The organism is Candidatus Pantoea soli (genome assembly GCF_007833795.1).
In the GTDB taxonomy this organism is placed as follows: domain Bacteria; phylum Pseudomonadota; class Gammaproteobacteria; order Enterobacterales; family Enterobacteriaceae; genus Pantoea; species Pantoea soli.
Window position 1 is genome coordinate 2,553,990 of sequence record NZ_CP032702.1, and the last position, 21,154, is coordinate 2,575,143.

Here is a 21,154-nt window from a genome sequence, read left to right on the forward strand (position 1 = left end):
GCGCCTTTCCGTTGCCTGTCAGGCTTCGTTGCTCTCCGGCTCAGCCGCAGGCTGATCACCATCCTGCAGCGGCGCTGGCAGGTTCATCATTTTTGCCAGCAGGCTGGCCAGCTTAAAGCGCATTTCCGGACGGCGGATAATCATGTCGATCGCGCCTTTTTCAATCAGGAACTCACTGCGCTGGAAGCCCGGCGGCAGTTTTTCACGTACGGTTTGTTCGATAACGCGCGGGCCGGCAAAGCCGATCAGCGCCTTCGGTTCCGCCACGTTAAGATCGCCCAGCATCGCGAAGCTGGCAGAAACGCCGCCCATGGTGGGATCGGTCAGGACGGAGATGTACGGCAGACCGCGCTCCTGCATTTTCGCCAGCGCAGCGCTGGTTTTTGCCATCTGCATCAGCGACTGCAGGGCTTCCTGCATACGTGCACCGCCACTGGCGGAGAAGCAGATCAGCGGGCAGTTATCTTCCAGTGCCTGCTCGACGGCACGAACAAAGCGCGCACCCACGACCGAACCCATCGAGCCGCCCATAAAGGAGAACTCAAAGGCGGCAGCCACAACCGGCATACCGTGCAGCTGGCCTTTCATGACGATCAGCGCATCTTTCTCGCCGGTGTCTTTCTGCGCAGCCACCAGACGATCTTTATACTTTTTCGAGTCGCGGAATTTGAGCAGATCTTTCGGTTCCAGCTCGCTTCCCAGCTCTACCATCGAACCTTCATCCATCAGGCTATGCAGACGCTCGCGCGCGTGCATACGCATGTGGTGGTCGCACTTAGGGCAGACTTCAAGGTTGCGCTCCAGCTCGGCGCGGTACAGCACCTGGCCACAGCTATCGCATTTTGTCCACACCCCTTCCGGGATGCTGGCTTTGCGCGAAGGCGTGGTAGTGCTTTTATTCAGTATGCGTTCAATCCAGCTCATTGATGACCTTTCTGTTTAATGCTGACCTGGTCCAGTCTTCTCGTTACTGCTGAAATCACCTTCAGCAGGCCGTAAATGTCGCTCATTAAACCACAACCCGTTCACACTGTGGATAAAAATCTGGTAACGGGTTACTGCGGCTTCTGCTGACGCGCCTGGCGGCGGTGACGCCACACTTCAATCACGCCTGGCAGTACCGACACCACGATAATGCCAACAATCAGCAGTTTCAGGTTCTCCTGCACCACCGGCAGATCGCCAAACAGATACCCTGCATAGGAGAACAGCAGTACCCACAGTAGCGCACCCGTTACGTTAAAGAGCGCGAAGTGGCGATACGACATGTGTCCCATGCCGGCCACGAAGGGGGCAAAGGTTCGCACGATTGGGACAAAGCGCGCAAGTATAATGGTCTTGCCGCCGTGGCGATCGTAGAAGGCGTGGGTTTTATCGAGATAACTGCGACGGAAAATTTTCGAATTGGGGTTGCTGAACAGTTTTTCGCCAAACAGCCGGCCAATGGTGTAGTTCACCGCATCGCCCAGCACGGCGGCAATCACCAGCAGCGTCACCATCAGGTGCACGTTGAGATCGTTACCCGGCAGAGCCGCCAGCGCACCTGCCACAAACAGCAGTGAATCCCCCGGCAGGAACGGCGTAACCACCAGACCGGTTTCACAGAACAGAATCAGGAACAGAATGGCGTAAATCCAGACGCCGTACTGCGCCACCAGCTCGGCCAGATGCACATCAATGTGCAAAATGAAATCGACGATAAAGTGGATAAACTCCATAACAGCAAACTCCCTGACACTTTCCGGTTAAAAAGAATCCGCGAGGAACAACGGTCCCAGCGCAGGCTGCGGTAACGCAAAGTGGTCGGGATAATCCACCGCCACCAGATATAACCCTTCGGCTTTCGCCGTTGCCGCCGCCAGCGTGCGATCTTTCGCCGCCAGCAGTTCAGCCATCCAGCTTTCGGGCTGATTGCCGCAGCCAATTTCCATCAGGCTGCCGACAATATTGCGCACCATGTGATGCACAAAAGCATTCGCCTTAATATCCACAATCACGTACGGCCCCTGACGCGTGACGTGCAGATGCATCAGGTTACGCCACGGCGTGCGCGACTGGCACTGCACCGCACGGAACGAGGTGAAGTCGTTCTCTCCTAACAGGCTCTGCCCGGCGCGGTGCATTTTTTCGGCATCGAGCGGGTGATAAAAATGGGTGATGCCTTTACCAAGAATGGCCGGCCGCAGGCGCTGATTATAGATAACGTAGCGATAGCGGCGCGCGGTGGCGCTGAAGCGGGCGTGAAACGTCTCCGGCACGCTCTCTACCCAGCGCACGGCAATATCGTCCGGCAGGTTGGCGTTGACGCCGAGCGTCCAGGCGCTGTCGGCTCGGCGGGACGTGGTATCAAAATGCACCACCTGCCCGGTGCCGTGCACGCCGGCATCGGTACGACCGGCACAAAACACGCTGACCTCATGGTTTGCCACTTTGCTCAGCGCTTTTTCCAGCTTTTCCTGCACGCTGCGCACTTCATTCTGGCGCTGCCAGCCGTAATAACGGCTGCCATCATACTCGACCCCTAATGCCAGTCTGAGGGGGGTTGCGTCTGCCAGCATTAATACAGGTACTCCTGCACCAGCTTCTCGGCGGTTTTCACAGCCATCAGCGCGCCGCCGAAGCGGATATTGTCGGCCACCGACCAGAACTGCAGCAGTTCCGGGATACCGTAATCGTTTCGCACGCTGCCGATACTCAGTGCGGCATTACCGGAGGCGTCGCTGACCGGCGTCGGGTAGTCACCCTCTTCGCTCAGGCTGATATCGTCGGCGCGCGCCAGCTCGTCACGCGCTTCTTCCGCTGAGAGCGGACGCAGGTTCTCGATATAGACAATCTGTGCGTTGCCGTAGAACACCGGCGCCTGCACGCTGCTGACCGCAATCGGCAGCCCTTCGTCCTGCAGCACTTTACGCACCTGCTCTACCAGACGGCGTTCACTGGCCACGCTGCCGTGCTGATCGGTCTGCTGCGGCAGCAGGTTAAACGCCAGCTGGCGGCCAAAATAGTGCTCGTCTGCCGGCACGCCGTTCAGCAGACGCGCGCTCTCACCGGCCAGGCCATCTACCGCGGCTTTGCCGTGGCTGGAGGCCGAAATCAGGTTAGTGACCTGCAGACGGCTCAGACCGGCGGTATCCACCAGCGGTTTGATGGCGCTAAGCAGCTGGCTGACCAGCGCATCGGCGACGCTGATAATGTTGCGGTTGCGGTAATCCGCCATCACCTGCGGATTGACCTCGGGCACCACCAGCGGCACATCCGGCTCCAGCGCAAACAGATCGCTGCTGTCGATCACCAGGCAGCCCTGGCTGGCCGCTTCATCTGCATAGCGCGCGGAGGCTTCGCGACCGGCGGTGAAAAACGCCAGCTGCGCCTGTGACCAGTCAAAGCCGGCCGCATCTTCCACGCGCAGCGAGCGGCCGTCAAAACGTACGCTTTCGCCGGCGCTGTTTTCGCTCGCCAGCAGATACAATTCACCAACCGGGAACTGGCGTTCCGCCAGCAGTTCCAGTACAGCGTTCCCTACTGCGCCTGTCGCGCCCAGTAGCGCAATATTCCAGCCGTCAGACATGTTGGTTTACTCCAGACAATGACATAAAAACAGAAGGCGGTGATGAGACCGCCTGATAATTAAGATAAATCCCCCGGCTCGCTGCGCACGGCAGCGGCCCGGGCTGGCACACCGTGCCGGGTGCGGTTAGCGCAGCAGTGTGCTGCGAAAGCCCAGTTTTTCCAGCATTAACGCCGTCCCGGCATCGTCACAGTTTACCTGCAGCGACGACCACTCGCGGCGCTCCTGATACTGTTTACGCAGGCGGTCGAATTCGCCCGGCTGACTGGCCACTTTGCGCAGGGGGGCATCATCGCGGCGCACATCATACACCAGATGCACCAGACGTTTCAGCGTCGCCTGATCCAGCGTCCCGCGCAGCGTAACCGTCGCAAATTCCGGTGCCGGCAGCAGGGTCTCAAGCGCCACCTGCTGCGGCTGTCCGAGGAAATCGCACCAGGCTTCAAACACCTGCGTCGTGCCGCGCGCTTTTCCTTCCAGCGTATAACCGGCGATATGCGGCGTGGCGATATCCACCTGCTCCAGCAGCGCCAGATTGAGATCCGGCTCCGGCTCCCACACGTCCAGCACCACGCTGAGATCGCGACGCACCTTCAGCACTTCCAGCAGTGCAGCGTTATCCACCACCGGCCCGCGACAGGCGTTGATCAGAATGGCGTGCGGTTTCAGCGCCAGCAGCAGCGCGGTATCGGCCAGATGCCAGCTTTTATACTGGCCCTCTTTAAACAGCGGCGTGTGGAACGTCAGGATGTCCGCCTGCTCCACCAGCGTTTCCAGAGAATGAAACTCACCGGCGTCACCGCGATCGGCGCGCGGCGGATCGCACAACAGGGTTTTCACGCCCCAGGCTTCTAACCGTTTTTGCAGCCGGCCGCCCACATTGCCGACGCCCACTATCCCCACGGTGCGGTCGCGCAGGGCAAATCCATCGCGCTCCGCCAGCATCAGCAGCGCGGAGAAGACGTACTCCACCACCGCAATCGCATTACAGCCCGGCGCGGCGGAAAAACCGATACCGGCCGCCGCCAGTGAGGTGTCATCCACATGATCGGTGCCGGCGGTGGCGGTACCGACAAATTTCACGGACGTGCCCGCCAGCAGCGCGGCGTTGACCCGAGTTACCGAACGCACCATCAGGGCGCTGGCATCTTTCAGCTCTGCTTCCGGCAACGGACGGCCCGGTACGGCCATCACCTCTCCGGTGCGGCTGAACAGTTCACGGGCGTACGGCATGTTTTCATCGACGAGAATTTTCACTGCGGCGGTCCTGTCTGCTTGAAATAATCGGGGCCTATCATGGCATAAAGCCGGGGATTAGCCTAACCGGCTGCGATAGCGTTCCGGCGTGGTGCCGGCCTGCTGCTGAAACATGACAATCAGCGCCGAGGCCGAACTGTAGCCAAGATCGTGCGCGATGCGCTGCACGCTCCAGCCCTGCTCCAGCAGGGCAATGGCGCGCAAAAAACGCAGACGCTGCCGCCACTCGCTGAACGACATCTTCAGCTGCTGCTGACAGCGCCGCGCCAGCGTACGCTCAGTGGTGTATACGCGCTTTGCCCATTGTGCCAGCGTGGTGCTGTCGCCGGGGTTGGCCTCCAGCGCACGCAGAATGGGCGCCAGAAATTTGTCATCCGACACCGGCAAATAGCTGGTGTGCGCCGGGGCCAGCCGCAGCCGATCGGTCAGCACCTCACAGAGCCGCCAGTCGGCATCGCTCTGCGGCTGCGTCAGGCCGCGCCGGGCAAACTCATTCATGATGGCGTGTGCAATGGCATCTGCCCTCAGCAGGCAGGCTTTCTCCGGCATTCCGGTGCATAAATCAGCGGCGAGGTTAAAGGTGCGGAACTGCGCCAGTGCGTGGTTGTAGCTGCTGTGCCGCTGCCCGGGCGGGATCCAGATAGGCATATCAGCCGGGGTCAGCAGCCGCTCACCCTCAACATCCATCTCCAGCACGTGGCCGGTGACAAAAATCACCTGCCCCCACGCGTGGCGATGCGGCAGATATTCCGTTCTGGCGTTGGTCTGTTCATAACGCATGAAGTAGCGCAGCTGCGGCGCATCGGCCGGTGGCTGATATTCAATCTGCTGGGTCATTCTGTCCGGTCAGTAATGAATTTTGTCCGATTTTAATTATCTGTTTTAAACCGGTCAAACGTAAGCTAGCCGCGATACTTTTACGGAGCCGCATCATGAATGTTTTTTTCCCGCTGATTGCCGTGCTGATCTGGTCAGTCAACACCATCGTCAGCAAACTGTCCGCTGACAGCATCGATCCCGCCGCCATCTCCTTTTATCGCTGGCTGCTGGCCCTGCTGGTCCTGACGCCATTCTGCCTGCCCGGCGTATGGCGCCACCGCCATACCCTGAAAGCACACCTCGGGCAGCTGCTGCTGCTTGGCCTGCTGGGCATGGTGCTTTACCAGAGCCTGGCCTATTACGCGGCGCATACGGTATCGGCGGTGATGATGGGCATTCTGGGGGCGACCATACCGCTGCTGACCATTCTGCTCAGCCTGCTGCTGCTGCGTCTGGCGCCAACGCGCGGCATTCTGCTCGGCGGCCTGCTGTCGTTTGCCGGACTGGTATGGCTGGTCAGCGCGGGCAATCCGGCACAGCTGCTGCATCAGCGCCCGGGCAATGGGGAACTGATGATGCTGGCCGCCTCTACCTCGTACGCGCTGTATGGTGTGCTGACCAAACGCTGGGCCATTCCGCTGCCCACCTGGCAGAGTTTGTATGTGCAGATTTTCTTTGGCGTGCTGCTGCTATTGCCGGGCTTTCTGCACGCGCCGGACGTGTCGCTGAACGCGGCCAATGTGCCGCTGGTGCTGTTCGCCGGCCTGTTTGCGTCTATTATCGCGCCGTTTCTGTGGATCCTCGGCGTACAGCGTCTGGGTGCCAGCACCACCAGCATCTTTATGAACCTGATCCCGGTATTTACCGCGCTGATTGCCGTCCTGTTTTTACATGAGCAGCTGCAGCTGTATCACTGGACAGGCGGCGGAATTACGCTGACGGGCGTCATGCTGGCCCAGCGCCTGAAAACGCCGCTGCGTAAGCCGCGTACGGTGCAGCCTCCGGTCAGGGAAAGCTGACGCGTACCCGCAGGCCGCCGAGCTGCGGGCTGCGATCCAGCCGCAGCCGGGCACCGTGCCAGGCGCAGATATCCTTCACCAGCGCCAGCCCGATACCCACGCCGGGCTGGCTGGCGTGATCGAGCCGGCCAAACGGCTGCAGCGCCTGCTGCTGCTGATCCTCGGCGATACCCGGTCCGCTGTCCTCAATTTCCAGCAGCCGGCCGTGCAGTCGCGCGGTCACCGTTCCGCCATCGGGCGTATATTTGATGGCGTTATCCAGTAGATTGGCGCACAGCTCGGCCAGCAACAGCGCATCGCCCTCCACGCTGGCCGCCTCGTCGCCCTCAAACCCGAGATCAATCTGTTTATGGCGCGCCGCCGGATAGCCGCTGAAGCAGGCCTGCTGCACTATTGCGCTCAGATTGACGCGGCTGAAAGGTTTATCTTCGCCGTGACGCGCTTTGATCTGCGCCAGCTGCAGCAGGCGGTCCGTCAGCTGTACGGTGTCGTCCAGCGTATGGCGCATTCCCTGCAGGCTTTCGCGCCACTGGCGGGGATCGTCACTGCTGAGTGCCACCGCCACCTGGGTTTTCAGGATGGTCAGCGGCGTGCGCAGCTGGTGCGCTACGTCGGCGCTGAACCGCTCCTGACGCGCCAGCAGGCCGCGCAGGCGCTCCAGGTGCCGGTTAAACGCCACAATCAGCGGCTGCAGCTCTGACCACGGCAGCAGCGACGGCAGCGGTGTCAGCTCGCCCGGTGCCCGGCGCAGCATGATGCGCGACAGCCGGCGCAGCGGCCGCAGCACTTTCCGCAGCAGCAGGCTCGCCAGCAGCAGCGTCATCAGCACCAGAAAACTCTGGCTGACCAGCGCCGTGCGCAGCAGGCTTTCGGCAAAGGCGTGCCGCGAATTCAGCGTTTCCGCCACCAGCACCAGCGCCATGCCCTCCACGCCCTCCTCACTCACCGGCTGCCACAGCGCCGCGATGCGAATCGGCTGCCTGCGATAACGGGCATCATAAAAGTGTACCAGCGCCGGATAAACCTCTGACAGCGGTGCGTTGCGCGGCAGCAGGGGAAGATCGGGATAGCCGGAGAGGGTTTTGCCTTCCGGTGAAATCACCTGATAAAACAGCTGATCGTTCATGTTGCGTTCGAAGCTGTCGAGCACCACCCAGGGCACATCGACCTCAAGATGCCGCTGGCGCACCACCAGACGTTCCGCAACGGTGCGCGCTGAAGCCAGCAGCGAGCGATCGTAGGCCTGATTGGCCGCCTGCAGTGCGCTTTGATAGTGGGTATACACCGACAGGCCCCACAGCAGCAGCAGCGGCGCGCCGAGCCAGAGCAACAACTCGCCGCGCAGTGAATGGATCAGGCGCACGGCTGGCATTCCAGGCTGTAACCCAGCCCGCGCAGCGTGACGATCGCCACATCGCTGCCCGCCAGTTTTTTCCGCACCCGGTGTACGTAGAGTTCGATACTTTCCGGGCTGGCTTCGTCGGCCAGTGTGAACGTCTGTTCATAAAGATGCTGACGCGATACCGGGCGGCCGGGTCGCTGCATCAGGGTGGAAAGCACGCTGGCTTCGCGCGGCGTCAGCAGCAGCGGCTTATGGTTAAGCAGAAAATAGCCTTCGCTGTCGCGCTCCAGCTGACCAATCATCTGTGTCTGCGCGGCCTGCCCCTGGCTGCGGCGCAGCAGCGCGCGCAGGCGTGCTTCCAGCTCATCCAGTTCAAACGGTTTGGTCAGGTAATCATCGGCACCGGCATTCAGCCCCTGCACGCGCTGTTCCAGCGCGCTGTGTGCGGTCAGCAGCAGCACCGGCACGCGCTGCCCGCGCTTGCGCAGCCGCGCCAGCACCGCCAGACCATCCAGCCGCGGCAGGGAGACATCCAGTACCACCAGCGCGTAATTCTCACTCTGCAGCACATGGTCCGCCGCCACGCCGTCTGCCACCCAGTCCACGGCGAAGCCTTTCTGCGTCAGGGCTTTCTGCAGCCAGTTCGCCAGTTCCACCGTATCTTCTACCAGTAAGAGACGCATATCACATCCTGTTACTTTTGCTGATGGCTGAAAGGTAAATGAAAGGTTGCACCCTTAACAATTCAGCAACGCCGAATATTCGGTAGCAATCACACTCTGGAAGAATCCATGGAGCGACAGATGAAAAAAACAATGCGCACCGCCCTCGCCACGACCCTGCTGGCTTTATCGGTGTCCGCCGCCAGCGCGGCTGCCCCGCAACGTACCGAATGCATCGCCCCGGCAAAACCGGGTGGCGGTTTCGATCTCACCTGCAAGCTAATCCAGGTTTCCATGCAGGAGACCGGCCAGATCAGTTCACCGATGCGCGTCACCTATATGCCGGGCGGCGTGGGCGCCGTGGCGTATAACGCCATCATTGCGCAGCGTCCGGCCGAAGCAGGCACGCTGGTGGCCTTCTCCGGCGGGTCGCTACTCAACCTTTCTCAGGGCAAATTTGGCCGCTACTCCGTTGATGACGTGAAGTGGCTGGCTGCAGTCGGCACCGATTACGGCATGGTAGCGGTGCGGGCAGACGCGCCGTGGAAAACCCTGGGTGAGCTGATGGCAGCGATGAAAAACGATCCCACCAAAGTGGTGGTGGGCGCTGGCGCGTCGATTGGCAGTCAGGACTGGATGAAAACCGCCCTGCTGGCGCGTGAAGCCGGTATCGATCCCCGCAAAATGCGCTACGTGGCGTTTGAAGGCGGCGGCGAACCGGTGACGGCCCTGCTGGGCAATCATATCCAGGTGGTCTCAGGCGACATGAGTGAAATGGTGCCCCATCTGCAGAGCGGCAAAATGCGCGTGCTGGCGGTCATGAGCGATAAGCGCCTGCCGGGCGCGCTGGCGGAAATCCCAACGGCAAAAGAGCAGGGTTTTAACGTTGAGTGGCCGGTGATCCGCGGTTACTACCTCGGTCCCAAAGTCAGCGAGGCTGATTACCAGTGGTGGGAAGACGCGTTTAAGAAGCTGGTGACTACCAAAGAGTTTCAGCAGCAGCGCGACCTGCGCGGCCTGTTTGAATTCAACCTGTTCGGCAGTGAACTGGACGCCTACGTGAAAAAACAGGTGGCGCAGTATCGTGAACAGGCGAAATCCTTCGGCCTGGCCAAATAGCGGAGGCGGCGATGAGCGATCGTATTTTTGCCGGCGTCTGGCTGGTGCTGTGCATTGCCGGGCTGTTCATCGCCTGGCAAATCCAGAGCGATTACAGCTACGAACCGGTAGGGCCGCGCCCCTTCCCGATGCTGCTGCTGAGCCTGATGGCGATCTGTGCGGTGATGATGCTGCTGCGCAAGCCGGATACGGTGCAGTGGCCGGTCGCGGCAACGCTGAAACGACTGCTGCTGCTGTGCGTGATGCTGTTTCTCTACGGCTGGCTGTTTGAGCGCCTGGGTTTCACGCTGTGCACCACGCTGCTGACCTTCGGCATTGGTCTGCTGTTTGGCGCGCGCTGGTGGGCCGCCGCGCTCTCCGGCGTAATAATGGGCGTGGCGTTATTTTATGCCTTTGATCGTCTGCTGGATGTGACGCTGCCCGTCGGCAGCTGGTTCAGTTAACGGGAGCATGTTATGGATACCTGGTCTTTTCTGATGCAGGGTTTCAGCGTCGCTATGACGCCGGAAAACCTGATGATTGCCCTGATTGGCTGCTTTATCGGCACCATTGTTGGCCTGCTGCCGGGCCTCGGCCCTATCAACGGCGTGGCCATTCTGATGCCGCTGGCATTTGCCCTGCACCTGCCGGCGGAATCAGCGCTGATCCTGCTGGCAACGGTCTATATTGGCTGTGAGTATGGCGGCCGCATCTCGTCGATCCTGCTTAACGTGCCGGGCGACGCCGGGGCCATCATGACCGCGCTGGATGGCTATCCGATGGCGCAGCAGGGTAAAGCGGGCGTGGCGCTTTCGATTTCAGCCGTCAGCTCCTTTATCGGTTCGACCATCGCCATTCTCGGCATCATCCTGTTCGCGCCGCTGCTGGCGAACTGGTCGCTGGCGTTTGGCCCGGCAGAGTATTTCGCCCTGATGGTGTTCGCCATTGCCTGCCTTGGCAGCATGATGAGCCACAATCCGCTGAAATCATTCCTCGCTGCACTGATCGGGCTTGGCATGGCGACGGTGGGTGTCGACGCTAACACCGGCGTCTACCGCTTTACCTTTGACAGCGTACACCTCTCCGACGGCATTCAGTTTGTGGTGGTGGTGATTGGCCTGTTCTCGGTCAGCGAGATTCTGCTGATGCTGGAGTCCACCAGCAGCGGCCAGAAGATGGTGCGCGCCAGCGGCCGGATGCTGTTCAATATGAAAGAGGCGGCCCAGGCAACCGGCGCCACGTTGCGCTCCTCCTTTATTGGCTTTTTTGTCGGCATTCTGCCGGGCGCCGGCGCGACAATCGCCAGCGCGATTGCCTATATGAGCGAGAAGAAGATCAGCGGCAGCGATCAGTTCGGCAAAGGCGATATCCGTGGCGTCGCGGCACCGGAGGCGGCGAACAACGCCTCGGCGTGCGGCTCTTTTATTCCGATGCTGACGCTGGGGATTCCCGGTTCCGGCACTACGGCGGTGATGGTGGGTGCACTCACGCTCTACAACATCACGCCGGGTCCGGCGATGTTTACTGAACAGCCGGACATCGTCTGGGGGCTGATTGCCGCGCTGCTGATTGGTAACGTCATGCTGCTGATCATGAACATTCCCATGATCAACATCTTTGCGCGCATGCTGACCATTCCGCTGTGGTTTCTGGTGCCGGCCATTGCGGCGATCTCTGCCGTCGGCGTTTACGCCGTGCACAGCACCACCTTTGACCTGCTGCTGATGGTCGGGCTGGGCGTGTTCGGTTATATCCTGCGCAAGATGGATTTCCCGATGTCACCGCTGATTCTGGGCTTTGTGCTGGGGGAAATGCTGGAGCAGAACCTGCGACGTGCGCTCTCTATCAGTAACGGTAACCTGCCGATTCTGTGGGAAAGTTCCATCAGTAAAGTGCTGCTGGTGCTGGCGGTGGCGGTGCTGGTCGTGCCGCCACTGTGGAAGTGGTGGCGCCGCAAGCGCCTGAAGCTGGCCGCAGCAGAATAAATCCTTGTCTTATTGCTTTTCTCTGCTAAGCCCCCGTGGATTTCCCGGGGGCTTTTGCTATCATATGCCATCGTTTTTCCGGCGCACCCGGATCTGACTCGTTTTAAAGGATTCCGCCATGCAACCTCTTAGCGGTCCCGGTGTGCCTGCGGGCGATCGTTCACCTCTTTCTCACGCTTCCGGCCCGTCACGTGCCGGCGGCCCGGCTGGCGAACAGCCGCTCTCCCCGGCGCAGCGCACCACGCTGGAGCGCCTGATTGTGCGCATCATGTCACTCAGCACGCTGAAAGCGCCCGAGTTATGGGCAGGCGTGCGGCATGAAGTGGGCGTCAAAAATGACGCGGAGCTGCTGTCGCGCCATTTCCCGGCTGCGGAACAGCATCTCAATACTCGTCTGGCACAGGTACAGAACAGCCACGCCACACGCCAGCTGCTGCAACAGCTGCAGGAAAAGCTGCCGCAGGGCAATAACCGTCAGGCGGTGAGTGATTTCATCCGTCAGCAGTTTAATCAGACGGTGCTGAGTGCGCTGTCGCAGGATCAGCTGCGCCAGGTGCTGACCATGCTGCAGAATGGCCAGATGGCGATTCCGCAACCGCAGCAAACGCGCATTACCGATCGCACCCTGCTGCCGGCAGAGCAGCAGACGCTGAACCAGCAGGTCACGCGCCTGGCAGCCGCGACCGGTGAATCGCCGGTCAAAGTGCTGGCCGACACGCTGAAACTGGTCAACCTGAAAAGTGGCGATCCGGTGCCTTCGCGCCACTTCCCGCTGCTGACGCAGTATCTGCAGGTGCGGCAGACCCTGAGCCAGCACACCTCGCCGACGCTGCAGCTGCTGGAAAGCTCCCTGAAGCAGCCGCTCAGCCACGATGAGCAGCGCCTGCTGGAAGATTACAGCCAGCAGCGTTTTCAGGCCTTGCCACACACCATTCTGACCCCGGCGCAGAGCCAGGATCTGCTGAATCTGCTGTTCAGCCGCCGCGTTGAACGCAGCCAGGATGCGCCGCTGGCGGACAGCGCGCTGCGCCCGCAGCCCATCTGGGCGCCGTTTGTTGAGATCCTGCCGCGTCCGCTGGCGCAGCGGCCGGCACTGACGCTGGTGCTTGGGCTGGCACTGTTCTTCTTCCTGTTCTGGCTGCTGCTGTAACTCAGCAGCCGCAACCGGCTGCAGTCGCTGCCTGCGGCCACGCGCCGGGCTGCGGACCGGTGGTCAGCGGATGGCCGTCGCGCTTCCAGAAATCCAGCCCGCCAATCAGCTCTTTTACCTGAAATCCCAGCGCGGCCAGCCTGAGTGCCGCTTTGGTCGAGCCATTACAGCCAATGCCGTCGCAGTAAGTGATATAGACAGTGCGACGATCGAGCGCGGCGGTGCTTTCTGCCGTCATGGTGCGGTGCGGAAACGACAGCGCGCCGCAGATATGCCCGGCTTCATACGCTTCGCGGCTGCGGGCGTCTATCACCATAATCTGCGTTATACCCTGCGCTAAATCTTCCGCCAGATCCCACGCGTCCGCATAGAAGCTGAGTTTGTGTTGCAGGTAGGCCACGCTCTGCTGCGGGCTGGCCGGGGGAAAGTGTAAGACCGATGACATCGCATTCTCCTGTTGTGGTTTGCCCTGAGTGTACGGCAAAGTGGTCTGGTGTCTGAGACCACTTTGCGCAGGATGATAAGACCACTATGAGCCACGCCCTTTTCACGCTGTTCAGCCGCCAGACGCAGGGCGGCCTGCGCGAACGGCTGTGCAGCACGCTGCGTCAGGCGATTGTCAGCGGCCATCTGCGCTACGCTGAAAAACTGCCCTCCAGCCGGCAACTGGCGCGCGATCTGTCGCTTTCACGGGTGACGGTGGAAGCCGCTTATGCCCAGCTGGAGAGTGAAGGCTATCTGCGGCGTCACGCCGGGCGCGGCACCTTTGTAGCGATTGCGCTGCCGCCCACAGCCCGTCCACCCTCTTCCCGCCCCGGCCCGCGTTTCTCACAGCGCGGCCTGCAGGTGCTGGCCACCGGCGGCTGTCAGGACCCGCCGTTTCCGCACGCCTTTGCGGCGGGCTCGCCGGATTTGCGTGCATTTCCCCATCGCCAGTGGCAACGGCTGAGCCATCAACTGCAGCGTTCGCTCGGCAGTCGCGTTATGGGCTACGGCGATCCGCTGGGTTATGCGCCGCTGCGCAGTGCGGTGGCGGATTATCTGGCGCTGTCGCGCGGTATGCGCTGCACGGCACAGCAGGTGGTGGTGCTGACCAGCTCCCAGCAGGCGCTGCAGCTGCTGGCGCTGCTGCTACTCGATCCCGGTGATGAAGTCTGGCTGGAGGAGCCGGGTTATCCCGGTGCCCGCAACGCTTTTCTCGCGGCGGGCGCGCACTGTCGTGCCATGCGGCTGGATCAACAGGGGGCGGTGCCACTACAGGGTCATGCCCGGCTGGTCTATCTGACGCCAGGCCATCACTATCCCAGCGGCCTGCCGATGAGCCCGGAACGCCGGCTGCAGTGGCTGGCCTGGGCGCGGCAAAACAGTAGCTGGCTGATTGAGGACGATTACGACAGCGAGTTTCACTATGACGAGCGCCCTGCCCCGGCGCTGCAGGGTATGGAAGCAGACAGCCGGGTCATTGCGCTCGGCACGTTTTCCAAGACGCTGTTTCCCTCGCTGCGGCTGGCGTGGATGGTGGTGCCGCCTTCGCTGGTGGAGGCGCTTGGCCGGGCGCGCAGTGTTCTGGACGGGCACAGCGCGCTACTGCCCCAGGCAACCGCCGCCGCGTTTTTACAGCAGGGGCATTTTGCCAGCCACCTGCGGCTGATGCGTCAGCTTTACCATAGCCGTCGCGATTGTCTGCTGGCGCAGATCCACACCCGTCTGCAGCCGTGGATTCGGCCACTGCATGCCGCCGGCGGCCTGCAGCTGACGGTGGAACTGCTGGCGGGAGACGAAGCGCAGCTGACGCAGCAGGCCAGTGATATCGGCCTGTTGCTGCCCCGGCTGTCGCCGCTGTATGCCACGCCGGCGCGTCAGTCAGGCTGGATGCTGGGCTTCGCCGCGCTGACGCCCGGCGAGATCGTCACGGCCTGCGAGCGGCTGGAGACGCTGCTGGCGCGCAGCGTACAAACACGCCGGTAATCACGAGGCGCACCGCATGCCGTTGCCAAACAGGCCGAACGCTGGCCACGATCGGCAGAGCAGGCTTTTCATGGCAGTTACTCTGCCGTTGAGCAGATGATGCACGGTGCAAAACAGTCTCGCTGATGGAGAGCCAGGAAGAATAACGGTTTTTTTGATGGCAGCAGGCGGGAGAGAACGGGAGGATAGTGCGGTGTACCGCGGCAAAATAACAGAGGCCGGTTTAACCGGCCTCCTGAGCCTGTCAGCCTGCTGTCAGCTGGCTGCGGCTGCCATGCTGTACGATGGCAGCCGTAAATTACGCCTGATATTTACGCATGGTCAGGGTGGCGTTGGTGCCGCCGAAACCAAAGCTGTTTGACATCACGGTCGTCAGCGCTTTTTCAGTTGGCTGCGTCACGATGTTCATGCCTTTACCGGCTTCGTCCAGCTCTTCCACGTTAATGCTAGGGGCGATAAAACCGTGCTCCAGCATCAGAAGCGTGTAAATCGCTTCCTGTACGCCTGCCGCACCCAGCGAGTGGCCGGTCATGGCTTTGGTGGCAGAGAGATAAGGTGTGTTGTCGCCAAACACTTCACGGATCGCACCCAGCTCTTTAACGTCACCCACCGGCGTTGAGGTGCCGTGCGTATTCAGGTAATCGATTGGCGTATCAAGACCCTGCATCGCCATCTTCATGCAGCGCACCGCGCCTTCGCCTGACGGAGCCACCATGTCTGCACCGTCAGATGTTGCACCGTAGCCGACGATTTCAGCATAGATGTGCGCACCGCGTGCCAGCGCATGCTCCAGCTCTTCCACCACTACCATGCCGCCGCCGCCGGCGATCACGAAGCCATCGCGGTTCGCATCGTAGGTGCGTGAGGCTTTTTCCGGCGTCTCGTTGTATTTGGTAGAGAGCGCGCCCATGGCGTCGAATTCGCAGGCCATTTCCCAGCTCAGCTCTTCACCGCCGCCGGCGAATACCACGTCCTGTTTGCCCAGCTGAATCTGCTCAACGGCGTTGCCGATGCAGTGTGCTGAGGTGGCGCAGGCTGAGCTGATCGAGTAGTTCACACCGTGAATTTTGAACGGCGTGGCCAGACAGGCAGACACACCGGACGCCATCGCTTTGGTGACCACGTACGGGCCCACGCCTTTCAGACCACGCGGGCCTCGCATCGCATCCGCACCGAACACCTGGTAACGCGGCGAGCCGCCGCCGGAACCGGCAATCAGCCCCACACGCGGGTTGTTCTGATACTGCTCGTCGCTCAGGCCGGCATCTTTGATGGCTTCAGCCATCGACAGGTAAGCATAAATGGAGGCATCACTCATGAAACGCACAATTTTGCGATCGATGAGCCCGTTGGTATCCAGTTTGACATTACCCCATACATGGCTGCGCATGCCGGCTTCTTTCATCTCTTCAGAGAAAGTGATACCGGAACGGCCTTCACGCAGAGAAGCCAGCACTTCCTGCTGGTTATTACCAATGCTGGAAACGATACCCAGGCCAGTAATCACTGCACGTTTCATTCAATAGTCCTCATTCCACTTCTTTTGGATTGACGTGCACTCTAGCGTACAGTTGTAAGCCGAACAAGTCCGATCAGCCATTTCCCTTTGTAAATTTGCGTCATGTGACGCCACTCGCTAAAATCGCGCCACTGCCTGAAAAATGAGCCTTTCCCGTGAAGTTAACCCCGGTCGAACACGCGCAATTAACCTGGAATGATCAGGGTACACCTGTTTCCCGAGCATTCGATGATGTCTATTTCTCCAACGATAACGGGCTGGAGGAGACGCGTTATGTGTTCCTCAACGGTAACCAGCTGCCGGCGCGTTTTGACACGCACCCGCGCGATCTGTTTATCGTCGCCGAAAGCGGATTCGGCACCGGCCTGAACTTTCTGACGCTGTGGCAGGCTTTTGACCGCTTCTGTGCCGCCCACCCCACCGCCACGCTGCAGCGCCTGCACTTTATCAGCTGCGAAAAATACCCGCTGACGCAGGCTGACCTGGTGGCCGCACACGCGCGCTGGCCGGAGCTGGCCCCGTGGGCTGAGCAGCTGCAGCAGCAGTGGCCCGCCGCGCTGCCTGGCTGTCAGCGCCTGCTGTTTAACCAGGGTAAAGTTACGCTGGACCTGTGGCTGGGTGATATTAACGCGCTAATTGATACCTTTGATGACAGTCTGCACGCGCAGGCTGATGCCTGGTTCCTTGACGGCTTCGCCCCGGCAAAAAACCCGGAAATGTGGACGCCGGCGCTGTTCGCGGCGATGGCCCGGATGACGCGGCCGGGCGGCACGCTGGCGACCTTTACCTCTGCCGGCTTTGTGCGCCGTGGCCTGCAGGAAGCCGGTTTCAGCATGATGAAAACCAAAGGCTTTGGCCACAAGCGCGACATGCTCACTGGCGTAATGGCACAGACGCTGGTGACACCGCCTCGTCACCCCTGGTATGCGCGTCCGCCAGCCGACAGCCAGGAGGTGGCGCTGGTGGGTGGCGGTATTGCCAGCGCGATGCTGGCGCTGGCGCTGCTGCGCCGCGGCTGGCGGGTGACACTCTACTGCGCCGATGACGCACCGGCACTCGGCGCTTCCGGTAACCGTCAGGGCGCGCTCTATCCCCTGCTCAATCAGCACGATCCGGCGCTGGCGACCTTCTTCCCGGCCGCATTCAGCTTTGCGCGCCGCCTCTATGATCAGCTGCCGGTGCCGTTTGAGCATCGCTGGAGCGGCGTGCTGCAGCTGGGCTGGGATGATAAAAGCGCCGCAAAAATTGCCCGCATGCTGGAGATGGGGTTGCCGGAGGCGATTGCGTATGGCGTTACGCCGCAGCAGGCAGAACAGCTGGCTGGCGTGCCGCTGGGGGCGGGCGGGATTTTCTATCCGCAGGGTGGCTGGCTCTCGCCGTCTCAGCTCACCAGCAACCTGCTGGAGCATGCGCAGTCACAGGGCCTGCGCGTGCACTGGCTGCATCGCGTTACGCAACTGACGCCGCAGCCACAGGGCTGGCAGCTGCAGTTTGCCGCCCAGCCTGCAGTGCAGCATGCGCAGGTGGTGCTGGCTAACGGCCATGCACTGCTGGATCTGGCGCAGACGCAGACGCTGCCAGCATATGCCGTGGCGGGACAGGTCAGCCATGTCCCCTCGCGTGCGACGCTCAGCCAGCTGAAAACCGTGCTCTGCTACGACGGTTACCTGACGCCGGTCAGCGAGGATTTTGGCACGCACTGCATCGGCGCCAGCTACCATCGTGGCGAGACCGATACCACCTGGCGCAGCGACGATCAGCAGCAAAACCGTCAGCGGCTGATCGATTGTCTGCCCGACGCAGACTGGCCGCAGCAGGTGGATGTCAGCGACGGTGAGGCGCGCACCGGGGTGCGTTGCGCCTCGCGCGATCACCTGCCGATGAGCGGCAGCGTGCCGGACTATGCCGCGACGCTGGCGCAATACGCCGATCTGCCGCAACAGCGCGCGGCGGGCGCAGAAATTGCCGCTGCGCCGGTATTTCCGGGGCTGTTTGTGCTGGGTGCGCTGGGATCGCGCGGTCTGTGCAGCGCGCCGCTGACGGCAGAGGTGCTGGCCGCCCAGCTGAGCGGCGAACCGCAGCCGCTGGATGCCACTACCCTGGCGGCGCTGAATCCTAACCGCTACTGGGTGCGTAAACTGCTGAAGGGAAAAAAGGCGGGAGACTAAGCAAAAGCCAACGGGGCACCCTTGCGCCCCGTTCAGTCAGGCTGGCTGACGGGCCTGCTGGAACAGGTTGTCCCACATGCCAACCACCAGCGCCTGGTCGCGTGGCGACAGCTCGCCGGCGGCAATGGCGTTTTGCAGGCTGTTTGACACGTGAATCTGCAGCGCTTCCGGCGTGTGCTCGCCGCGCTGCTCGATTTCCGCCACCGCCAGCGTCAGGTGCCCGCGCAGATAACCGCTGGCAAACAGTTCGTCGTCGCTGGCGTGTTCGACCATATCGTCAATCAGGGCCAGAATGCGGGACTCGAATTCTACGATCATCTCTCTTTATCCTTTCATTATGCGCCGGCGAATCCGTGTTCTTCCGGCCACGGAAACTGTGCCGTTGTCAGAGGTAGCGTACCGTAATAGTCCGTTAACGCCGCAATAAAGCGCGCCGGACGTGCGGGAATGCCCTGCTCCAGATAGCTCATGACCTGAGCATGGACCTTACGCTGAAACGCAATGCGATCCGGCTCACACTCTCCGTCGAGATTGTCACAACTCACGTTGAAGGGGAAGCCTGCCGCCATGCAGAACAGCCACTCCAGCGCCTGTGGCTTGATCTCCACCGATTCAAACTGGCTTTGCGTTTGCGCATCGCGTCCGTCCGGGCAGTACCAGTAACCAAAATCCACCAGCTTGCGCCGCGCTTCGCCGGCGATACACCAGTGCGAAATTTCATGCAGCGCGCTGGCGTAGAAACCGTGGGCAAACACCACGCGGTTCCACGGCGATGACGCATCTGCCGGAAGATAAATCGGTTCATCCTCGCCTTTAATCAGGCGGGTCTGAAATTCCTCAGCAAAGCAGCCATCAAAAATCTCAATCAGCTGCTGATAGTGGTGTTCTGTACGCATGTTCATTCTATCGTTAAAAAATCAGCGTCATTGTCGCACTGGCGACCGGTTTTGACGAGCGCCGGATTACAGGGCGGCAAACCACGCCAGGATGACGCTGCCGTGACTGTCCCACAGCAGCTTCGCGCTCATCACTGCCGAGACGGTCACCACCATCGGGCGAATCAGCTTCTGACCGCGGCTCAGCACCAGCCGTGCGCCGAGACGCGCGCCGATGAAGGCCCCGCACAGCATGATGACGCCGGTGCCCCACACGACTTTGCCGCCAAACATAAAGAACAGCAGACTGGCGAAATTGGAGGTGAAATTCAGAATTTTGGCATGGGCCGTGGCCTTTGCCAGATTGAAGCCGCACAGGGTAACAAACGCCAGCGCATAGAACGAGCCGGCTCCCGGGCCAAAGAAGCCGTCATAGAAGCCCACGCAGCCCCCGCCAATAAGCGCAAAACCCGTCGCATGCAGACGCTGTTCGCGATCGGCTTCGCCCAGACGCGGCATCAGCAGGAACCACAGCCCGATGCTGATCAGCAGCAGCGGCAGGATCTGTCGCAGCACGTCAGCCTGAATGTGCTGGATCAGCAGCGTGCCTCCCATCGCGCCAATAAAGGTCATGGCGATATTCAGTCGCTGTTCACGCAGCTTCACTGCGCCGCGGCGCACAAAATAGAGGCTGGCCGAGAAGGAGCCGCCCACCGACTGCAGTTTATTGGTCGCCAGCGCCTGCGCCGGCGAGAGGCCGGCCGCCAGCAGCGAAGGCACCGTGAGCAGACCGCCACCGCCGGCAATGGAGTCAATAAACGCCGCCAGCACTGCCACCACAAACAGCACGCCGATCACCAGCGGGCTGACCACAAAAAGGTCCATTCAGCTTCCTACAAAAGATGCTTGTCCAGTAAGGCCTGGCAGGAAGGCGGCAACGGCGGTGGCGTTTTCTTCACCAGCGGCGTGCTGCCTGGTTTTTTCGGCAGGAACCAGCTTTCCAGCTCAGCGCCGCAGCCGTCGCCCGGCGGTGGCGGTGCCTGATCTTCACACTCCAGGCTGTCCGGCGGGCAGCGCAGCCGCACATGCATGTGGGCGCGGTGTGCAAACCACGGGCGCACTTTATTCAGCCAGGCGCGATCGCTGCCGGCATCCGCGCACAGCTGCTTTTTAATCGCAGGATTCACGAAGATGCGGGTGACATCACTGTCTTTCGCCGCCAGTTTGATCAGGCTGTCAATCTGCGGCTGCCAGTGACGCGCAATCACCTGCCGATCGTCCGGCGCCACCAGATCCAGCGGCTGCGGCTTCAGCAGCTGCTGCGCGGTCCAGCGGGTTTGCGGCAGCTGCAGCCAGATATCCACATCCAGACCCGTCTGATGGCTGGCGTGTCCGCTGCTGAAGCGTCCGCCGGCTGCCATCCCCATATCACCAATCAGCACCTGCCCCAGCTGCAGCTGGTGCACCTGGGTGCTCAGTCGCTGGATAAAGGCGATCAGATCGGGATGACCGTAATAGCGGCGCTGATCCTGACGCATAACCTGGTAATGGGGAGAATTGAGCGGCAGCTGGCGGGCACCCACAATACAGCCATTGGCGAAACCGCCGATGGACTGCGGACTGCCGGCAATGGGCTGCTGAATCTGCTGCCACGGTGTTGCCGCGACGGCGGCCGCGCTGCAGATCAGCGCGGCAAAAAGGAGAGACAGACGGCGCATCATGCG

At 61.2% G+C, this 21,154-nt stretch carries 21 protein-coding genes; 7 read left to right on the forward strand and 14 right to left on the reverse strand.

What is annotated here, in order from left to right; translation table 11 throughout:
- Nucleotides 1-18 precede the first annotated feature (18 nt).
- The 6 genes from accD to D8B20_RS11870 form a co-directional block, all read right to left on the reverse strand.
- A complete protein-coding gene (gene accD / locus D8B20_RS11845; RefSeq protein ID WP_145889064.1) occupies nucleotides 19-924 on the reverse strand; it encodes an acetyl-CoA carboxylase, carboxyltransferase subunit beta in 906 nt (301 codons plus the stop codon).
- Between the two features lie 131 nt (nucleotides 925-1,055).
- Nucleotides 1,056-1,718: a DedA family protein gene (locus D8B20_RS11850; RefSeq protein ID WP_145889065.1), complete on the reverse strand. Its 663-nt coding sequence runs from the start codon at nucleotides 1,716-1,718 to the stop codon at nucleotides 1,056-1,058.
- A gap of 27 nt (nucleotides 1,719-1,745) precedes the next feature.
- Nucleotides 1,746-2,558, reverse strand: coding sequence for a tRNA pseudouridine(38-40) synthase TruA (gene truA, locus D8B20_RS11855; RefSeq protein ID WP_145889066.1), 813 nt, complete (start codon nucleotides 2,556-2,558; stop codon nucleotides 1,746-1,748).
- Nucleotides 2,558-3,568 (reverse strand): aspartate-semialdehyde dehydrogenase, encoded by a 1,011-nt coding sequence (locus D8B20_RS11860; RefSeq protein ID WP_145889067.1) that lies wholly within the window; start codon nucleotides 3,566-3,568, stop codon nucleotides 2,558-2,560. Before D8B20_RS11860 ends, truA begins: the two co-directional genes overlap by 1 nt.
- 126 nt (nucleotides 3,569-3,694) lie before the next feature.
- Complete coding sequence (gene pdxB, locus D8B20_RS11865; RefSeq protein WP_145889068.1) at nucleotides 3,695-4,825, reverse strand: 4-phosphoerythronate dehydrogenase PdxB; 1,131 nt, start codon at nucleotides 4,823-4,825, stop codon at nucleotides 3,695-3,697.
- 57 nt (nucleotides 4,826-4,882) lie between these two features.
- Complete coding sequence (locus tag D8B20_RS11870) at nucleotides 4,883-5,662, reverse strand: AraC family transcriptional regulator (RefSeq protein WP_145889069.1); 780 nt, start codon at nucleotides 5,660-5,662, stop codon at nucleotides 4,883-4,885.
- Nucleotides 5,663-5,757: 95 nt separating this feature from the next.
- Between D8B20_RS11870 and D8B20_RS11875 the strand changes: the two genes are divergently transcribed.
- Nucleotides 5,758-6,663, forward strand: a complete 906-nt coding sequence (locus D8B20_RS11875) for a DMT family transporter (protein ID WP_145889070.1) — start codon at nucleotides 5,758-5,760, stop codon at nucleotides 6,661-6,663.
- Here the strand turns inward: D8B20_RS11875 and D8B20_RS11880 are convergent.
- Nucleotides 6,650-8,026, reverse strand: a complete 1,377-nt coding sequence (locus D8B20_RS11880; RefSeq protein ID WP_145889071.1) for a sensor histidine kinase — start codon at nucleotides 8,024-8,026, stop codon at nucleotides 6,650-6,652. The genes D8B20_RS11875 and D8B20_RS11880 overlap by 14 nt on opposite strands.
- The gene (gene tctD / locus D8B20_RS11885) at nucleotides 8,017-8,688 is read right to left on the reverse strand and encodes a transcriptional regulator TctD (RefSeq protein WP_145889072.1); all 672 of its coding nucleotides are present in this window, start codon (nucleotides 8,686-8,688) and stop codon (nucleotides 8,017-8,019) included. Before tctD ends, D8B20_RS11880 begins: the two co-directional genes overlap by 10 nt.
- A 132-nt stretch (nucleotides 8,689-8,820) precedes the next feature.
- Here tctD and D8B20_RS11890 point away from each other — a divergent pair, with 132 nt between their 5' ends.
- From D8B20_RS11890 to flk, 4 genes are all read left to right on the forward strand, one after another.
- Nucleotides 8,821-9,786: a tripartite tricarboxylate transporter substrate binding protein gene (locus D8B20_RS11890; protein WP_370664131.1), complete on the forward strand. Its 966-nt coding sequence runs from the start codon at nucleotides 8,821-8,823 to the stop codon at nucleotides 9,784-9,786.
- Between the two features lie 11 nt (nucleotides 9,787-9,797).
- The gene (locus D8B20_RS11895) at nucleotides 9,798-10,229 is read left to right on the forward strand and encodes a tripartite tricarboxylate transporter TctB family protein (RefSeq protein WP_145889074.1); all 432 of its coding nucleotides are present in this window, start codon (nucleotides 9,798-9,800) and stop codon (nucleotides 10,227-10,229) included.
- A gap of 12 nt (nucleotides 10,230-10,241) precedes the next feature.
- On the forward strand, nucleotides 10,242-11,750 hold the full coding sequence (locus D8B20_RS11900; protein ID WP_145889075.1) for a tripartite tricarboxylate transporter permease: 1,509 nt from the start codon (nucleotides 10,242-10,244) through the stop codon (nucleotides 11,748-11,750).
- A 118-nt stretch (nucleotides 11,751-11,868) separates the two neighbouring features.
- A complete protein-coding gene (gene flk, locus D8B20_RS11905) occupies nucleotides 11,869-12,900 on the forward strand; it encodes a flagella biosynthesis regulator Flk (protein WP_145889076.1) in 1,032 nt (343 codons plus the stop codon).
- 1 nt (nucleotide 12,901) lies between these two features.
- On the opposite strand, the gene D8B20_RS11910 is transcribed toward flk, so the two are convergent.
- Nucleotides 12,902-13,345 (reverse strand): rhodanese-like domain-containing protein, encoded by a 444-nt coding sequence (locus D8B20_RS11910; protein ID WP_145889077.1) that lies wholly within the window; start codon nucleotides 13,343-13,345, stop codon nucleotides 12,902-12,904.
- An 86-nt stretch (nucleotides 13,346-13,431) separates the two neighbouring features.
- Here D8B20_RS11910 and pdxR point away from each other — a divergent pair, with 86 nt between their 5' ends.
- Nucleotides 13,432-14,868: a MocR-like pyridoxine biosynthesis transcription factor PdxR gene (gene pdxR / locus D8B20_RS11915; RefSeq protein ID WP_145889078.1), complete on the forward strand. Its 1,437-nt coding sequence runs from the start codon at nucleotides 13,432-13,434 to the stop codon at nucleotides 14,866-14,868.
- Nucleotides 14,869-15,166: 298 nt separating this feature from the next.
- Here pdxR and fabB read toward each other — a convergent pair whose 3' ends face one another.
- Nucleotides 15,167-16,387, reverse strand: a complete 1,221-nt coding sequence (gene fabB, locus D8B20_RS11920; protein ID WP_145889079.1) for a beta-ketoacyl-ACP synthase I — start codon at nucleotides 16,385-16,387, stop codon at nucleotides 15,167-15,169.
- A 155-nt stretch (nucleotides 16,388-16,542) separates the two neighbouring features.
- Between fabB and mnmC the strand changes: the two genes are divergently transcribed.
- Nucleotides 16,543-18,555, forward strand: a complete 2,013-nt coding sequence (mnmC, locus tag D8B20_RS11925; protein WP_145889080.1) for a bifunctional tRNA (5-methylaminomethyl-2-thiouridine)(34)-methyltransferase MnmC2/FAD-dependent 5-carboxymethylaminomethyl-2-thiouridine(34) oxidoreductase MnmC1 — start codon at nucleotides 16,543-16,545, stop codon at nucleotides 18,553-18,555.
- Between the two features lie 36 nt (nucleotides 18,556-18,591).
- On the opposite strand, the gene D8B20_RS11930 is transcribed toward mnmC, so the two are convergent.
- From D8B20_RS11930 to mepA, 4 genes are all read right to left on the reverse strand, one after another.
- Complete coding sequence (locus D8B20_RS11930) at nucleotides 18,592-18,873, reverse strand: YfcL family protein (protein ID WP_145889081.1); 282 nt, start codon at nucleotides 18,871-18,873, stop codon at nucleotides 18,592-18,594.
- Between the two features lie 17 nt (nucleotides 18,874-18,890).
- On the reverse strand, nucleotides 18,891-19,451 hold the full coding sequence (locus D8B20_RS11935; protein WP_145889082.1) for an elongation factor P hydroxylase: 561 nt from the start codon (nucleotides 19,449-19,451) through the stop codon (nucleotides 18,891-18,893).
- A 66-nt stretch (nucleotides 19,452-19,517) separates the two neighbouring features.
- Entirely contained in the window at nucleotides 19,518-20,315 is a 798-nt protein-coding gene (locus tag D8B20_RS11940) for a sulfite exporter TauE/SafE family protein (protein ID WP_145889083.1), read from the reverse strand.
- An 8-nt stretch (nucleotides 20,316-20,323) separates the two neighbouring features.
- Entirely contained in the window at nucleotides 20,324-21,148 is an 825-nt protein-coding gene (gene mepA, locus D8B20_RS11945) for a penicillin-insensitive murein endopeptidase (protein WP_145890551.1), read from the reverse strand.
- Nucleotides 21,149-21,154: the final 6 nt, after the last annotated feature.

Excerpts from the sequence above, each read along its gene's own strand:
- accD (WP_145889064.1), bottom strand. The coding sequence starts at position 924 with ATGAGCTGGATTGAACGCATACTGAATAAAAGCACTACCACGCCTTCG.
- D8B20_RS11850 (WP_145889065.1), bottom strand. The coding sequence starts at position 1,718 with ATGGAGTTTATCCACTTTATCGTCGATTTCATTTTGCACATTGATGTG.
- truA (WP_145889066.1), bottom strand. The coding sequence starts at position 2,558 with ATGCTGGCAGACGCAACCCCCCTCAGACTGGCATTAGGGGTCGAGTAT.
- D8B20_RS11860 (WP_145889067.1), bottom strand. The coding sequence starts at position 3,568 with ATGTCTGACGGCTGGAATATTGCGCTACTGGGCGCGACAGGCGCAGTA.
- D8B20_RS11870 (WP_145889069.1), bottom strand. The coding sequence starts at position 5,662 with ATGACCCAGCAGATTGAATATCAGCCACCGGCCGATGCGCCGCAGCTG.
- D8B20_RS11875 (WP_145889070.1), top strand. The coding sequence starts at position 5,758 with ATGAATGTTTTTTTCCCGCTGATTGCCGTGCTGATCTGGTCAGTCAAC.
- tctD (WP_145889072.1), bottom strand. The coding sequence starts at position 8,688 with ATGCGTCTCTTACTGGTAGAAGATACGGTGGAACTGGCGAACTGGCTG.
- D8B20_RS11890 (WP_370664131.1), top strand. The coding sequence starts at position 8,821 with ATGCGCACCGCCCTCGCCACGACCCTGCTGGCTTTATCGGTGTCCGCC.
- D8B20_RS11895 (WP_145889074.1), top strand. The coding sequence starts at position 9,798 with ATGAGCGATCGTATTTTTGCCGGCGTCTGGCTGGTGCTGTGCATTGCC.
- D8B20_RS11900 (WP_145889075.1), top strand. The coding sequence starts at position 10,242 with ATGGATACCTGGTCTTTTCTGATGCAGGGTTTCAGCGTCGCTATGACG.
- flk (WP_145889076.1), top strand. The coding sequence starts at position 11,869 with ATGCAACCTCTTAGCGGTCCCGGTGTGCCTGCGGGCGATCGTTCACCT.
- D8B20_RS11910 (WP_145889077.1), bottom strand. The coding sequence starts at position 13,345 with ATGTCATCGGTCTTACACTTTCCCCCGGCCAGCCCGCAGCAGAGCGTG.
- pdxR (WP_145889078.1), top strand. The coding sequence starts at position 13,432 with ATGAGCCACGCCCTTTTCACGCTGTTCAGCCGCCAGACGCAGGGCGGC.
- fabB (WP_145889079.1), bottom strand. The coding sequence starts at position 16,387 with ATGAAACGTGCAGTGATTACTGGCCTGGGTATCGTTTCCAGCATTGGT.
- D8B20_RS11930 (WP_145889081.1), bottom strand. The coding sequence starts at position 18,873 with ATGATCGTAGAATTCGAGTCCCGCATTCTGGCCCTGATTGACGATATG.
- D8B20_RS11935 (WP_145889082.1), bottom strand. The coding sequence starts at position 19,451 with ATGCGTACAGAACACCACTATCAGCAGCTGATTGAGATTTTTGATGGC.
- D8B20_RS11940 (WP_145889083.1), bottom strand. The coding sequence starts at position 20,315 with ATGGACCTTTTTGTGGTCAGCCCGCTGGTGATCGGCGTGCTGTTTGTG.
- mepA (WP_145890551.1), bottom strand. The coding sequence starts at position 21,148 with ATGCGCCGTCTGTCTCTCCTTTTTGCCGCGCTGATCTGCAGCGCGGCC.